Below are 13,961 nucleotides of genomic sequence, written 5' to 3'. Positions count from 1 at the left end.
CCGGGCACGATAGACAAACCAGGGGCTCCTCTTCAATAGATGGGTGAGTGACTCACAACCAGCCTGGCAAAGAGGGATGACCGCTTTTCCGCACCTTTTCTTCTTTCACGTTTCAGAGCCACGATTTGAAGCGGAATGGGAGCGTGGTGCTATTCAACATCGCAGAGCCATTCTCGTATTGGCACTTGAGGGCGCGGTGTCTGTGAACGGTGAGCTGGTGGAACCGGGGCAGCTGTTCTTCGTGCCTCCAGAAGACGCCAAGCTTAGCGTGAGCGGTGGCAACGGTGCTAACGATTTTCTCTGCATTACTTTTGGGGTAAACACGCTCCCTGGTCTTCCCGCGCTCTCAAACATTGAGGGAGGTATCGTGCCCCATCTTGAGTCGCAGCAGCTGGCACCCTGCGTCGCTTTCATCCAAGCATTATGTACGCCAGAAAATAACGGCGACCTGACAGTTGGGCCTCTTGAAGGTGTTGCTCATGAGCTGGTGCGCGCTCTCATGCAAACGGTTGTTGATGTCCGCTCCGACGCTGACCCGCTGTATACGAAAGTGGTTCGTATTCTCGAAATGCGGTATGCAGAGCAGGGGTTGAATGCAGCACTCGTGGCGAATGAGATTGGTGTCTCTGTGCGTTCGCTACAGCTTGTTTTTGAAGAACGCGGTGAAACCGTTGCTACAACGCTGCGAGTTATTCGAGCGAGGGCCGCAACGGCGAATCGTCTGGTGAACCCCAAGATGACGAACGCTGAACTGGCGCTGCTCTCAGGATTTGGCTCTGAATCGTCAATGTATCGAGCGATGCGTGACTATCAAGCCGGGCAGTTTTGCGAAAGGTGACTGCCTGCTTTGAGAGCGTCAGTGTGTCGGGGGTTGAATCGAATCGGGTGTGACACAATCTGCGTGCGCTGAGAAAGCACTTAGGTTCGGTGCGATGCTACGTACCAACAGGGGATATTGCACGTAAATCTCCCGCAAAAGGGCTCATTTTTGCTTGAAGAAAAAGCCAAAATGCTAGCCTAGACGTAAGTTGAATTACATGCTAGGCAGGCAGTGAATGCTGGCTATCGTGAGCATGGGAGCTACTTTCTCGTTATCGCTATATTGCGATAACGCCCACGAGCCAACATGAGCGGGGAAGCAGGCGCGGGGGAGCTTTCTCGCGCCGTAAAGGGTGTGAGCGAAAAGGAGGAGAGGAGCAAAGGGAGGGCACACGGGCGCCGATATTCGCTTCGAACCGCTAGCAAATAGGGATGGTACTGGGCGGAGTTCGGAGTGTGGTTACGTTGCGTACTGCGCGACCCTGCCTAAGGCTTACCGCCGCGGTTGTGATGCCGCAAAAACCACAAGTGAGGAGTATCGACATGGCACGCACGATTCGACAGGCCCAGAAGCAAGCTTTGTTTCGTGACCGGGACGTGTTGCATACCGAGACCATTGTGACATCAGCGACTTTGCGTAAACGCCAAGGAGAGCTTTCGCATTACCTCGAAGCGAGCAACATACAGATTCGGTCGATGTCTGAGCAGGCTCCGGCACAAGTGCGTCTTACCGCGTTCCCGCATATGATGTTCATGCACTTGCGAGGGCCCGAGATGAACGCGGAATGGCCCCGCGACGCTGCCTCCGTTGGCCGTGCTGTTCTCGTTGTGGTGGCAAATGGCGCGGTTCGTATCGATGGAACCCGGGTGCAAGCTGGTGAGATTGCGCTGATAGGCCCAGGCGAAACTACGGTTGTCGCCGAGGCGTTGAACGGTCGGAACGAACTGCTTGCGGTGAGTTTCGGGGCGCACAAGCTTGAGGGGCTACCGTTCCTCGGTTCTTCGCTCGGCATCATTACGTTGGATGCGCTTGAAGGAAGCCCCCTCAAGCCGATGGTTGCCTTCATTGCTGCTCTCTGTGATCTAGATGTTGCCGAAGATGACGACACGCAAGTGCTGCAGAACACGGCGCAATCTATCGTGAGAACCTTGGCTCGCGCCATTGTCGATCAAGCGCCCGAGACTGCGCCTCTGTACGACCGAGCATGCCGTGTTCTTGAAACGCAGTACCTCGATCTCGCCCTCAACGCCAAAAGCGTTGCCCTAGGCCTAGGTGTCTCGGAGCGTACTTTGCAAACAGTATTTGCCAAGCGGGGCGAAACTTTCACTGGTGCGCTCCGTCTTATTCGAGCAAAGGCTGCAGCGAAAAACCGTGAGGCGAACCCCTTGACCGCTGCGGTCACGATTGCTCGCATGTCAGGGTTTGGTTCTGAGTCAACGATGTATCGCGCCATTCGTGAGCTTCACACTGAAGGGCGAAAAGTTGCATAGCGTGAGAGGTATGTGACGTTCAGTTTGCGCGAGATGGTCGTCAAAAACGGGCACGGGTAACTGGCGAGTAGTCTTCTGTCTACAATTGAAAGTATCCGGGCTCGTGCAGATGCCCCAGCGTCACAGCCCGGTACTGCAAAATATGCAGTGAGCGGTAGTGGCGCTTTCGTCTCTCAAGCGCCATACATGGGCGGGAAGTCTCGTGGTGACTGCGATCGATTTCCCGCCCTGCCTACCACTTGGAGGCATTCTCGTGCGAGACCACACGACCTTCCTATGCCGTATCAGAGGCGGTGTAGTGTGCCGAGCCGGTAACCGCGGCCCCGTACGGTGTGAATAAGATCGCGGTCGGTCTTTCTGCGCAGATAGTGCACGTACGTTTCGACCGTGGTCTCGCTCTCGCCCTGGGCGAATACGCGTTGCAGAAGCTGTTCTTTTGAGAAGGTGCGTGCCGGCTCGCGGGCAAAGACGGTGAGCAGCTCGGTCTCGGTCTCGGTGAGCACGATACGACCGCTGTAGGGCGACTCAATAACTCGGTCTTCGGGAGAGAACACCCAACCTCCCAGGTGAAACACCTCGGCTGATCCGAGATCGTAGCGCCGGGTGAGCGCACGCAAGCGTGCGTCAAGCTCTTCGAACTCGAAGGGTTTGACGAGGTAGTCGTTGGCGCCGGCGTCAAGGCCCTCGACCTTGTCATGGAGCTGGCTGAGTGCAGTGAGCATGAGCACCGGCATCGAGATGCGCCTGGCCCGTAGGGTGCGTACGAACTCCTCACCACTCATGCCGGGCAAACCACGATCGACGATAGCGACATCGAAAGTTGAAGCCTCGATGATGGGCAGCGCGAGTTCGGCGGTGGGCACGAGTTCGACCCGCCAGCTCGCGGCCAAAACATCACGCATGATGGGGCCGAGGCGGGCGTCGTCTTCGAGAATGAGCAGCCGTTTCACGGGTGATCCACCGGTTCATCATGGGGCGTACCGTCATGAACGAGCTCTGGCAACAGCACCTCGAACGTAGTGCCTGAAGCATCAGTTTGAGCGACCGCGATCGAACCGCCATAGCGTTCGCACAGCTCCTTTGCGAGTGCGAGCCCGATACCCCGATTGGTGCGGGCGGCGCGGCGCGGGCTTTCGGGAGCCTCGCCCGAGGCGAAACGGTCGAACACCCGCTTCGCATCAATGCCCCGAATGCCGGAGCCCTGGTCGGCAATGGTGATCCGCATGAATGGAATGTTGGCGGGGCGTGCGGGGGCAACTCGCTGCGCTTCTACGGCTATGACGCTACCGGCAGGTGCGTGGTCAAGCGCGTTATCGACGAGCGCGACCAAGCAACGGCGCAGTGCACGCTCCGGCATGGGCACAGCGGCCTGGGCAATGTCGGCGGCAAGAGCTTCGACGCGCAACGCAATACCGGCGGCTTCAGCGGCCGGGCCGATGTCTCGCGCGAGTGCGGTGAATACCTCGGTAAGCGATGCGCTGCCCTCGGGAACGGGTGCTCCGGTCGCTGCCTCGAGCATGTCGTTGACCACCTCAGACATGATGCGGGCGTCTTGCCTGAGGTCGGCGATGATCTCGCCGTGCGGGCCGTCGTCGGTCATGAGCGCCGCGAGCTGCTGGGTGCGGGCGTTCAGCACCGCCAGGGGAGTGCGCAGCTCATGGCTCGCGTCGGCCACAAAGCGGCGCTGCATCTGAAAGGCCTCGTCGAGTGGTTTGACCGCCCGGCGTGCAATGATGCGGGCCGCGAAGCCCGCGCTCAAGATCGCGCCAGTCGCGAGCAGAACAACGGCGAGCAACAGCTCACCGGGGTCGAGCCGCACCTCGATCTCGTCGGCGCGGGGCGGCTTGTTCGCCTCCCACGGTGTCGTCTGCCAGAACACGAAGGCGAGAATCACGGCGCCGCCAATGACGACGAGCGCGGCGCACACTGCCATGACCTGCCAGCCGATGGTCGCGACCGAGCGACGGTAGCCGTCTTCGTCGTACCGGTCTTGCGTCACGATGTCACCCCCTCGCCTCGAACTGAACTGTACCAGTCGCATCGGCGTTCACCTGCTCACGAATGCACGCAAACACGACGCCCATGGCGAGTAGGGCAGAGACGAGCGAGGTGCCGCCAGCCGAGATGAAGGGCAGTGGAACCCCCAGCACCGGAACAAAACCGAGCACAACCGCCACGTTGACGGTCATCTGCGCGGCGATCCAGGTGGCTGTTCCGCCGATGAGTGACCAGGCGAATGGATCATCGCAGTGGTGCATGATGCGCAGCAGCACCCACACGAGCGCAACAAACAGCCCGAGTAGTGCGACGCCGCCCAGGAGGCCCAGCTCTTCGCCGAGCACCGCAAAGATGAAGTCGTTGTCGGCCTCGGGCAACCAGAACCACTTGGCCCGAGAACCGCCGAGCCCCGTGCCCGTGACCCCGCCGTTTGCGAGCGCCCAAAAGCCGTTGAGCGACTGCCAGCACATGTCGTAGGCGTGCTCGGTGTCGACGAAACAGTCGACCTCGAGAAAGTGCATGACCCTGAACACGCGGTTCGGCTTGATGAGCGTCATGACGCCGATGCCCACGAGCGCGATGAGCGCGATCGACCCGAGAAAACGCAGCCGCACCTGCGCAAAAAAGAGGCAGCCGAACACGAGCGCCGTGATGATCATGAGGGTCCCGAGATCGCCACCCATAACGTTGATGAACATTGAGAGCGCGACCACCGGAATCACCGGAATCACCACGTGCACCCAACGCCCGAGCAGCTGCCGCTTCGTCGCGAGCACCGTCGAAACCCACACGACGAGCACAAACTTCATGAACTCGGCCGGCTGCAGCGACATCGGCCCTAGACGTAGCCAGTTGCGGTTGCCGCCAGCCTCATGCCCGAGCGGCGTGTACACGAGCAGCTGCAGCGCGAAACCGATCAAGAGCGCCACCCACGAATAGCGGCGGATCGTCGCCAGCCGCACCCGGCTCAAGATCGCCATGCCCACCAGCCCGACGACGGCAAAGCCGCCCTGCCGCATGAGCCCGCCATACGGGTTAGCGCCCGCAGCGATCGCGGTCACCTGCCCAGCCGACTGCACCATCGTGACCCCGACGATCACGAGCAATGCGACGATGCCGAGCAGCGCCCCGCGCAGCCGCGTGAGGGGCGACCGCTTTGGGGGCGCGTGCGCGACCCTGAACCGCTGCATATATGGGCGCGCGGTCTGCCGCTCTACAGTCTCGAACCCACTCACCTCCCGGCTAGTTCACGCACGGAATCGAGCCGGCCTGAATCGGCTCATCCCACGACTCGTACACCGTAAGGCCGTCATCGGGGCCCTCGCCCTCTTCAGCGCCTGCGCCACCGGCCTCGTCGGGGCGATCGGACGGGGCTGATCCGCCGGCCTCCTGACCCTCTTCGCCGGGCTCCGGGCCCCACGGGCTCTCGCTGCCCGCGGCCCCGCCTTCGCCCTGCTCACCGTTCTCTGCTTCGAGCGCTTCGAAGTAGCTGCCGTCGAAAATCGCCGAGACGACGCTCTGCACCTCATCGACGTCGACCGTGTTGACCCACGAGCCGTCGATCTTGTCGAACTCGATGATGGGCAGCGTCACGAAGCGAGCGCCGCTGCCGGCAACCTCGCGAAACACCTTGAGCAAGCTGAACACGTCGAAGTTCGAGTCGAGCGCCACGTGATCTTGCGTCACGCCCATGAGTGACGTGACCGTCTTGGGGTTCGTAAGCGTGCTCTGGTCGCGCAGCTTGTCTGCCAACGCAATGATAAACGCCTGCTGCCTGCGTGAGCGGTCAAGGTCGGTAAGCGACGGGCCATCGAAACCGGTGTCGCGGCGCTGCCTCACGAAACTGATCGCCTGCTCGGCGTCGATCTCTTGCACTCCAGCCTCAAAGTCGGCGCCCGAGTAGAAGTCTTCGGTCGCGTGGTTCAGGCACACCGTAATCGGCTGCACTGCCTGAGCCACGTGATAAAAGCCACCCATCGTCATCTCGACAAAGTGGTCGATCTTGACGTCGCCCAAGAAGTGCGAAACCGTCTCGATCTGCGCCTGGCGTCCCGCTGCCCGGGCTTCGTGGTAAGCCTCTTCGGCCGTGTAACTTTCGTCGAGGTACAGCTCGTTCATGCGCTCCTGCATCGCGAGCCCGTACGCCTCTTTGATTTTCGAGTGGCTGACCCCGAGCGGAGACCCGACGATCTCGACGTAGTCATCACGCGGAATCGAAATACCGACCGCCTGCGAGCGATCCTCGGGAATATGTAGCAGCATGAGCACGTTCGCGTTGTACCCGCCGTCGTCGGCGCCTCCCGCGTGCAGCGCGTCATACACCTCGCCAGGCAGCGGATCGCCGTTCAAATCAACACGCGTATCCATGCCCATCACGAGAATATTCTGCTCGCCCGTCTCTTCAACCGGGTTCTCGACCATGGGGAGCGAAAACTCTGACCGCACGATACTGTCGTCAAAGCTCCTGAGGCCCCAAGCCACCGCTGCGATGCCGATGATGAGCGCCGAGGCGAGTACGATCCCGATCATCGCGAACAATCGCTTGCGCCGTTTGCCGCTCATGCGCTTGCGGCTGGCGGCGTTGCTGTTTCCAGAGTCGCCGGTACTGCCGGCAGCTTGGCCGTTTACAGGGTTGCCCGTGCGACCTTGGGCGGGGAAGCGATCATGGTCAAAGCCTGAGGGACGTGGCATAGGCGACTCTTTCTGTCGGGAAGGGTTGGCCCTGGTCGCGGGCCTGGCGTAACGTGCCCGTGGGGCTGGCCCGTGCACGGTGTGCTTCGGGCTTGCGTTTTGGCTCGCGAGAAACCAGGTATCTAGCTTCTTCGGTGCACGCCAAGGAAGTTCCAAGAAAACTCAGGTTTGGTGCAGTTTTGGGCTGTTTGCGTGGTGCCCTTCGTGCTCGCTCTGCCGAGATGCCGTCGTCAAGCGCCGAAAGGTCAAAAAGTGTCGAAAAATCTGCAAATTTCGACACTTTTTGACCTTTCGACGGGCGCGTGGGCGCGTGGGCGCGTGGGCGCGTGGGCGCGTGGGCGCGTGGGCGCGTGGGCGCGTGGGCGCGTGGGCGGGTGCGCTGGCTGCGCCCCTAGCGCAAGCCAAATTGGGCGAGCTTGGCGTCGATTGCGAGCGAGCCCTCTGCGAAATCATCGAAGTGAAACCGGAGTACGCGATACCCGAGCAGACGTGCGCGGTCGAGTCGCTGCATATCAGTGATGTACTGTCGATGGTTCGTGCGATGCTGCTGCCCGTCATATTCGAAAATCGATGAATGCTTGCGGCTCACGAGGTCGAAGCGCCCCACGAAACCGGCGGCATCGTGAAGAACGAACTGCGGCTGAAGATCAGTGAACCCGCGGCGTACGAGCTCGAGTCGAAGGAGGGTCTCGTACCGGGACTCGGCGCCGAATCGAGCCTGATCGAGCGCACGCCGCAGCGTCTTAACTCCACGTGCCGATGTTGCACGAGCGAGACGTGTGAGGTGATCGAGCTTGACGGTCGTACCCCGGGTGGCCCGGTTAATGAGATGGTCTATTGCCACGATGAGCTCAAGTTCACTGAGCATTGGTGAGCTCTGCAGCAAGGCTGTGAACGGAGAAACAACCGGCAGTCCCTTGGCGGTATGTATCGAAAACTTGGCCTGTCGCCTATGCCCCACGACTCCCTGTTCGCGAGGGCGCGAGGCTTCAGCGCTGACGGTCACGTGCAGCACATCGTCGTGCAGAATAGGACACCCGTGCAGTGACAGTGCAGTCATATGGCTGAAAGCGCTGAATGGCTTTAACTTCGTGGCGAAGAACGTGGCCTGTTCGGCAAGGAGTTCGTCTCGGTGCAGATGGTCGCGCGGGCGCTCTAGAGGCATGGCCCGTAGCCCGTGAAACGGTGTCTCGATTGAACCGTGGTACATCGCGTATCGGCTGAGCCCGTACTTGCTGCGCTCACTCGCGAGAAACGCGGTGCGCGGGGTTGGGCTGTCGATAGGCATGCTCTGAGCGTATTTGCCATCCGATGGCGCCCGCATAAGTTATCCACAGTCGGTCGTCTCTCGTGGCCGGCCGTCAGGCAGCCGGTCGGCTCTCGTGCAGGCAGCCGGTCGGTCCTCCAGCCGGTCGGCCCTCGTGCAGGCAGCCGGTCTGCTCTCGATGCAGTCAGCGGATCGTGAGCCCTGTGCGCACTCGCGTCGTTCGCCGAGAGCCTATCTCGCTGGCGGGTGCGCCGGGTTCAGTACAACGTCGCTTCGTTTGTAATGGGTGAGTAGGGAGTGGGCGGTGATGCGGTGAGCCTTGTCCCCGAGGCGAGTCTCGAGAGTGCGTAGTGTGGCGTACATTTCATGCCGCGACTCAAAGGTGAGCAACGCCTGTACCTGCGAGGTCGCGGGAACCTCGGCGGCCCAGCGCACTCGCCACTCTTCTGCAACTTTGCTACCGATCCAGCTGAGGTCAGTGATTTTCGTGTCGATGGTCACAAGAACTTCGAGGGGAAGGCCGAAAAAAGCAGGGTCGATGATGGCGCGAATGCTCAGAAAGTCTGACTGCTGAAGTTGGGTGATGCGGCGACGAACCGTGGGCTTTGTGATGCCCAGCTCGGCGGCAATCGCTTCGATAGGCAGGCGTCCATCACTCGTGAGAATCTTCACGATCTCATAGTCGACGAGATCTGGGGTGTGGGCCCCGTCTCCAAGCATGTCGTTCGCTGAGGCGAGAGCACGTTCTTCGCTTTCACCGAGTTGATCGAGTTGCTCTGCGCTGAGTGCATTCGGGTGCCACCCACGCACGGTTCGGTGGTAACGATCGATGTTCGAAAACGAATAGTTGGTGACTGGAAACTCTGCGAGGTCGTGCTCAATGAAGGCGGGGCGCTGCTCGGGCTGGAAGTAGCACTCTGAAATAATGGCACTTTCACTCACGAGCGTCGCGACCCAGAGCGGCTCTGGGCGCGATGCAAACCACTGGGCAAGTGAACGTAAGTGTGACGGCGGGCAGAAGATTTTGGCGAAGTGCCCTTCGCCCCTACCTATGGGGTGCGACTGCGAAAGTGCGTGTACCCGCACTCGGCCGCTCTCGATGAGCTTGGCGCCCCTGCGTGCGACGGTGCGCTCTTGGATGCCCGTGACCGTTGAGATGAGGCGCCATGAGGCCCGCCCGTTGCGCAGTAGGGCAGCACTGATGGCACGGTCAGTCTCGTCGAAAACATCGGTCATGCGTCGTTCCTTCGTGTTGCTACATCAATCTTAGTCGCTTTTCTGATTCAGACAGATTTAATGAATTGATTGACAATTGCAGACACTCGTGCTCATAATACTTTCTAAAGAAGCTGTCGGGGGCGCATTCGCTCCCATGACTCATTCAAGGAGGAATGGGTGTCATCGAACGACGTAAGCATCGTCAGACGCAGTGCTCGTGAGCAACTTGCGATGCTCCAGGCTCATGAGCTGAGCGCCACCGAGTTACTGTCTGAAACCAAAAATCGCTATGAACGCACCAACCCTGCGGTTAACGCTGTGGTGAGCGTTGACTTCGACGCGGCTGAGCAGGCGGCAGCAGCCTCTGACATGCGCAGGGCTGAAGGCCTCCCAGCCCGCCCACTTGAAGGTTTGCCCGTCGTGGTGAAAGATCTTGAAGAAACAGCGGGGCTGCGCACCACGTACGGCTCGCTCCGGTATGCAACCGCGGTGCCTGATTATGACACGTTGCTCGTGCAGCGACTGCGTGAAGCCGGTGCCGTTATTTACGGTAAATCGAATACACCAGAATTCGGGACCGGGTCACACACGTACAATCGCGTTTTCGGTACGACGACGAATCCGTTTAACACCACGCGCAGTGCGGGCGGATCGAGCGGCGGTGCCGCGGCGGCGCTCGCGATGGGGCTGAGCTCGGTCGCCGACGGTTCAGACATGGGCGGATCTCTGCGCAACCCCGCCGCATTCTGCAACGTGGTTGGCCTGCGGCCATCGATTGGCCGGGTGCCAAACTGGCCCTCGGCGAATGGTTGGGAGACGCTCTCGACGAATGGACCTATGGCGAGAACCGTTGACGACGCAGCGTTGCTGCTCTCGGTTATCGCTGGGGCCGATCCGCGAACCCCTCTCGCTTTTCCTGATCAGATGGGGTCACAGGTGCAGCCGGTTGCGCAGCCTCTGCGCATCGGGTGGAGCAGGACGCTCGGCGGCCTCGACATTCAGCCCGAGATTACCAAGGTGCTCGACCGTGACGGGCTTGAGACGTTACGTGAGCTTGGCCACACTGTGCGCGACGTTGAACCCGATATGAGAGGCGCCGACGAAGCGTTTCGCACACTGAGGGGCTTAAACTACGCGCATACCTTCGCTTCGATGGTACGCGATCACCGTCAAGATCTGGGCTCAGAACTCATCGCGAATACCGAGGCGGGGCTCTCTCTCACGAGCAGAGATCTGTTTGCGGCTCGTGAGCAGCGTACTCGGGTGTATGACCGCATGGCTGAGCTGTTCGAGACCATCGACGTGCTTGCAGCGCCCGTCACGTCGGTCTTGCCCTTCGATATTCAAGAGACGTGGCCGCGCGAGATCAATGGGGTTCAGCAACGCGACTATCTCGAATGGATGCGGGCGAGCTGGCGCATTTCGCTCACGGGTTACGTAGCGATCAGCGTGCCCTGTGGCTTCAGCAGCGATGGCCTCCCGGTCGGTCTGCACCTCATCGCGCCCCCACGCAGCGAGGGCTTGATCCTGTCGATTGCCAAGCAATTCGAGCAGGCTCGCCCTCTCTGGCTCACCGAGCCCCCAGCTTTTTCTCTTCACCCCTCTTACCCAACCCCTTAACGAAGAATCGGAGGTAGCGTGATGGCCAATGGCGGCAGCGCAACGCTTTCTATCCATAACTTGAAGAAGGAGTTTATTACTCCTGAAGGAGATACGTTTACCGCACTCGACGGTATCAATCTCGATATTGTTCCCGGTGAGTTCTTTGTCATGCTGGGGCCCTCTGGCTGCGGCAAAACCACTCTTCTGCGATCAATTGCCGGGCTTGAACAGCCGACGAGTGGAGAGATTTGGCTCGGCAACGAGCAGATCGATCAGCTGCCTCCTTACAAACGCCGGGTCAACACGGTTTTTCAGGCCTATGCTCTCTTTCCGCACCTCACGGTGCGCCAGAACATCGCTTTTGGGCTTGAAATGCAGGGGCTTAAAGCAAAGTCTCCCGAGGTGGTTGCCCGGGTCGACGAGATGCTTGAACTCGTTGGGCTGAGCGAGTTTGGCAATCGTCACCCCGCACAGCTGTCAGGAGGCCAACAGCAACGCGTTGCGCTTGCCCGTGCGCTCGCCAAGAAACCCGATGTGCTTCTGCTCGATGAGCCGCTGTCAGCGCTCGATCTCAAGTTGCGGCGCGGCATGCAGACCGAGCTCAAGCGCATTCAGATGGAGTCAGGCATCACTTTCGTGTTTGTGACGCACGACCAGGAAGAAGCAATGAGCATGGGTGACCGAATCGCGGTATTTAACCGCGGCCAAGTTGCGCAGCTTGGGGCGCCGAGAGAGCTCTATGCCGAGCCTGCTAACCGGTTCGTGGCCGAGTTTATCGGCGAGATGAATTTTCTCTCGGTGACCGAAGAAGGCGGATCGGCGAGAACCGATGGCGGCGTACTGCTCGAACAAGCGGCTCTCGTATCGCCGCTTAAATCGGCAGAGTCGGTGACGGTCGGTATTCGGCCAGAGCATCTGCACGTTTCTCCGAATGGCTCTTTCGCCGGTGAAATCATCGCTTCTGAATACATCGGCACCGACCTGAGGCTCTGCGTGCGTCACGCGAGTGACGAGAAGCTGTGGGCGAGGGTTGACGCCGATTACGATGGGCCGCGCAATGTCGGTGATACCGTCTCGCTCGCCCTTGCTGCCAACTCAGTGAGAGCGGTGAGGTCATGACTCGCCCGGCGCACCCGACGGTTCCCATCAATCTTGAGGCAGCTGAGCAGTTTCAAAAGACGAAGTGGCGCAAGCCTGGCAGCGCTTCGCCGTGGCTCGCACTGCCAGGGGTCATTCTCGGCATCATTTTTGTTGCATTGCCGGTGGTCCTCGTCATTGGGTATTCGTTCATGAGCAAGGCTCCAGGCGGCGTGGGGGTCGCCGGCCCGGTAAACCTTGACAGCTGGGTCAAGCTTGTCTTTGAAGAAGACTTCTCAGGTAATCGAAGCTTTAACGGGCAGTACCTCGCGATCTTGTGGCGTTCGGTGTGGATGGCTGGACTCACGACGATTCTTGCAATGCTCATCGCGGTACCGACCGCGGTATGGATTGCGACGAGACGGCCGCGGGTGCGCAACCTGCTCGTTATCGCCGTGACGATTCCGTTCTGGACGAACACCCTCATTCGAACCTACGCATGGATGATCATGCTCAACGACCAGGGCATCGTCAACAAGGGCATTCAGGCCCTGGGCTTTCAGCCCATTGCGATGTTTCCGAGTCAGTTCGCAACGACGGTTGGGCTCGTGTACGTCTTTGTTCCCTTCATGATCTTGCCTATTTACACGAGCGCCGCGAAGTTCGATTTCAGCCTTGCAGAGGCTGCGTACGATCTCGGGGCGACGCGTCGCAAGGTCGTTTCTCGGGTGCTTCTCCCGAGCCTCAGGTCAGGTATTCTCGCCGGCAGCCTGCTCGTGTTTGTTCCCGCGTTGGGGGCATTCATTCAGCCAATGCTGCTCGGCGGGGCAAAGGTTGACCTCATCGGCACCGTGATTCAGCGGCAGTTCAAGGAGTCGATGAACTGGCCTTTCGGCGCGGCAATTTCTGTCGCCTTGCTGGCGCTCACACTCATCGCCCTCTTGTGCTTTGCTTTTGCTGCTCAGCGGCTCTCTCGACAGGGCCAGAAAGCGAGTTTCTTGTGAAAAAGTCATCGTTTAAGGCTCTGAACGCCTTTCCTGGCTTCGCGGGTATCGGTATTGCTCTGCTCGTTTTTCTGTACCTGCCTCTCGTGGTGATTATCTGGTATTCGTTCAACGCCAACAACATCGTGATGGTGTGGGATGGCTTTAGCGTTCACTGGTTTGCTCAGGTATTCCAGTCGGCTCAGATTCGCCAGGCGTTCATGAACTCGATCATCATCGCGGTCTGGTCTACGCTGCTGGTGCTCGTGCTCGCGGTTTTAGCCTCGGTAGGGCTCGTGAGCATGAAGCGCCGCAACTCGAGCCTGATTAACGGTCTGCTCTCGGCACCACTGATTTTGCCCGAGATCGTGCTCTCGATCGCCCTGCTCAGCCTCTTCGCATTCGTCAAGGTTCCTCTCGGGCTCCCCGCGATGATCGTTGGCCACGCCGTTGTCGGCCTTCCCTTCGCGCTTATGACGATCCGCTCAAGGCTCTCTGAGACCGACTGGACCCAGTTCGAAGCCGCTGCCGATCTCGGCGCGAACGAACGACAGATTTTTCGGCGGATCACGCTGCCGATGCTGACCCCCGCCATTATTTCGGGCGGCATGCTGAGCTTCATCGTTTCGATGGACAACTTCATCATGTCGTTCTTTACTGCTGGTCCGGGCTCAACGACACTGCCCCTCTACATTTGGGGTTCGTTGCGCGTCGGTCTCACCCCCGAGATCAACGCTCTCTCGACGATGATTCTCGTCGGCTCGATTCTTATTCTTCTTCTCTCACAGCTCATTACCCGAAAGAAAGGCTGAACC

Annotated in this window: 12 protein-coding genes; 6 read left to right on the top strand and 6 right to left on the bottom strand. The window is 59.8% G+C overall.

The features are described 5' to 3' along the window. Positions 1-76: 76 nt before the first annotated feature. Together KTJ78_RS11090 and KTJ78_RS11085 are read left to right on the top strand one after the other, a co-directional pair. Positions 77-838: a helix-turn-helix domain-containing protein gene (locus tag KTJ78_RS11090; protein ID WP_217135739.1), complete on the top strand. Its 762-nt coding sequence runs from the start codon at positions 77-79 to the stop codon at positions 836-838. A gap of 524 nt (positions 839-1,362) precedes the next feature. Further along, positions 1,363-2,310 (top strand): helix-turn-helix transcriptional regulator, encoded by a 948-nt coding sequence (locus KTJ78_RS11085; protein WP_217135736.1) that lies wholly within the window; start codon positions 1,363-1,365, stop codon positions 2,308-2,310. Between the two features lie 284 nt (positions 2,311-2,594). On the opposite strand, the gene KTJ78_RS11080 is transcribed toward KTJ78_RS11085, so the two are convergent. From KTJ78_RS11080 to KTJ78_RS11055, 6 genes are all read right to left on the bottom strand, one after another. Beyond that, positions 2,595-3,260 carry a response regulator transcription factor gene (locus KTJ78_RS11080; protein WP_369808077.1) on the bottom strand — a complete coding sequence of 222 codons (666 nt, stop codon included), beginning with the start codon at positions 3,258-3,260 and terminating at the stop codon, positions 2,595-2,597. Then, positions 3,257-4,309: a sensor histidine kinase gene (locus KTJ78_RS11075; protein ID WP_217135734.1), complete on the bottom strand. Its 1,053-nt coding sequence runs from the start codon at positions 4,307-4,309 to the stop codon at positions 3,257-3,259. Before KTJ78_RS11075 ends, KTJ78_RS11080 begins: the two co-directional genes overlap by 4 nt. Before the next feature lie 4 nt (positions 4,310-4,313). Then, entirely contained in the window at positions 4,314-5,498 is a 1,185-nt protein-coding gene (locus KTJ78_RS11070; RefSeq protein ID WP_217135732.1) for an FtsW/RodA/SpoVE family cell cycle protein, read from the bottom strand. A 52-nt stretch (positions 5,499-5,550) separates the two neighbouring features. After that, positions 5,551-6,999 (bottom strand): LCP family protein, encoded by a 1,449-nt coding sequence (locus KTJ78_RS11065; RefSeq protein WP_217135730.1) that lies wholly within the window; start codon positions 6,997-6,999, stop codon positions 5,551-5,553. A gap of 391 nt (positions 7,000-7,390) precedes the next feature. Continuing rightward, positions 7,391-8,287: a DUF559 domain-containing protein gene (locus KTJ78_RS11060; protein ID WP_217135729.1), complete on the bottom strand. Its 897-nt coding sequence runs from the start codon at positions 8,285-8,287 to the stop codon at positions 7,391-7,393. Between the two features lie 210 nt (positions 8,288-8,497). Beyond that, the gene (locus tag KTJ78_RS11055) at positions 8,498-9,502 is read right to left on the bottom strand and encodes an Lrp/AsnC family transcriptional regulator (RefSeq protein ID WP_217135727.1); all 1,005 of its coding nucleotides are present in this window, start codon (positions 9,500-9,502) and stop codon (positions 8,498-8,500) included. A 159-nt stretch (positions 9,503-9,661) separates the two neighbouring features. On the opposite strand from KTJ78_RS11055, the gene KTJ78_RS11050 reads away from it, so the two are divergent. The 4 genes from KTJ78_RS11050 to KTJ78_RS13650 are packed head-to-tail and all read left to right on the top strand — an operon-like array spanning position 9,662 to position 13,958. Beyond that, positions 9,662-11,104 carry an amidase gene (locus KTJ78_RS11050; protein ID WP_217135725.1) on the top strand — a complete coding sequence of 481 codons (1,443 nt, stop codon included), beginning with the start codon at positions 9,662-9,664 and terminating at the stop codon, positions 11,102-11,104. A gap of 60 nt (positions 11,105-11,164) precedes the next feature. Continuing rightward, the gene (locus KTJ78_RS11045; RefSeq protein WP_217135723.1) at positions 11,165-12,205 is read left to right on the top strand and encodes an ABC transporter ATP-binding protein; all 1,041 of its coding nucleotides are present in this window, start codon (positions 11,165-11,167) and stop codon (positions 12,203-12,205) included. Next, complete coding sequence (locus tag KTJ78_RS11040) at positions 12,202-13,167, top strand: ABC transporter permease (RefSeq protein WP_217135721.1); 966 nt, start codon at positions 12,202-12,204, stop codon at positions 13,165-13,167. Before KTJ78_RS11045 ends, KTJ78_RS11040 begins: the two co-directional genes overlap by 4 nt. Further along, positions 13,164-13,958, top strand: coding sequence for an ABC transporter permease (locus KTJ78_RS13650; protein WP_217135719.1), 795 nt, complete (start codon positions 13,164-13,166; stop codon positions 13,956-13,958). Before KTJ78_RS11040 ends, KTJ78_RS13650 begins: the two co-directional genes overlap by 4 nt. Positions 13,959-13,961: the final 3 nt, after the last annotated feature.

Source organism: Leucobacter chinensis (genome assembly GCF_019049105.1).
Classification (GTDB): Bacteria; Actinomycetota; Actinomycetes; order Actinomycetales; family Microbacteriaceae; genus Leucobacter_A; species Leucobacter_A chinensis.
This window is presented reverse-complemented; position numbering and strand designations above follow the sequence as displayed.

Bases quoted from the DNA above. Each gene is read 5' to 3' on its own strand.
- KTJ78_RS11040 (WP_217135721.1), top strand. From the start codon at position 12,202: ATGACTCGCCCGGCGCACCCGACGGTTCCCATCAATCTTGAGGCAGCT.
- KTJ78_RS11060 (WP_217135729.1), bottom strand. From the start codon at position 8,287: ATGCCTATCGACAGCCCAACCCCGCGCACCGCGTTTCTCGCGAGTGAG.
- KTJ78_RS11055 (WP_217135727.1), bottom strand. From the start codon at position 9,502: ATGACCGATGTTTTCGACGAGACTGACCGTGCCATCAGTGCTGCCCTA.
- KTJ78_RS11065 (WP_217135730.1), bottom strand. From the start codon at position 6,999: ATGCCACGTCCCTCAGGCTTTGACCATGATCGCTTCCCCGCCCAAGGT.
- KTJ78_RS11070 (WP_217135732.1), bottom strand. From the start codon at position 5,498: ATGCAGCGGTTCAGGGTCGCGCACGCGCCCCCAAAGCGGTCGCCCCTC.
- KTJ78_RS11085 (WP_217135736.1), top strand. From the start codon at position 1,363: ATGGCACGCACGATTCGACAGGCCCAGAAGCAAGCTTTGTTTCGTGAC.
- KTJ78_RS11090 (WP_217135739.1), top strand. From the start codon at position 77: ATGACCGCTTTTCCGCACCTTTTCTTCTTTCACGTTTCAGAGCCACGA.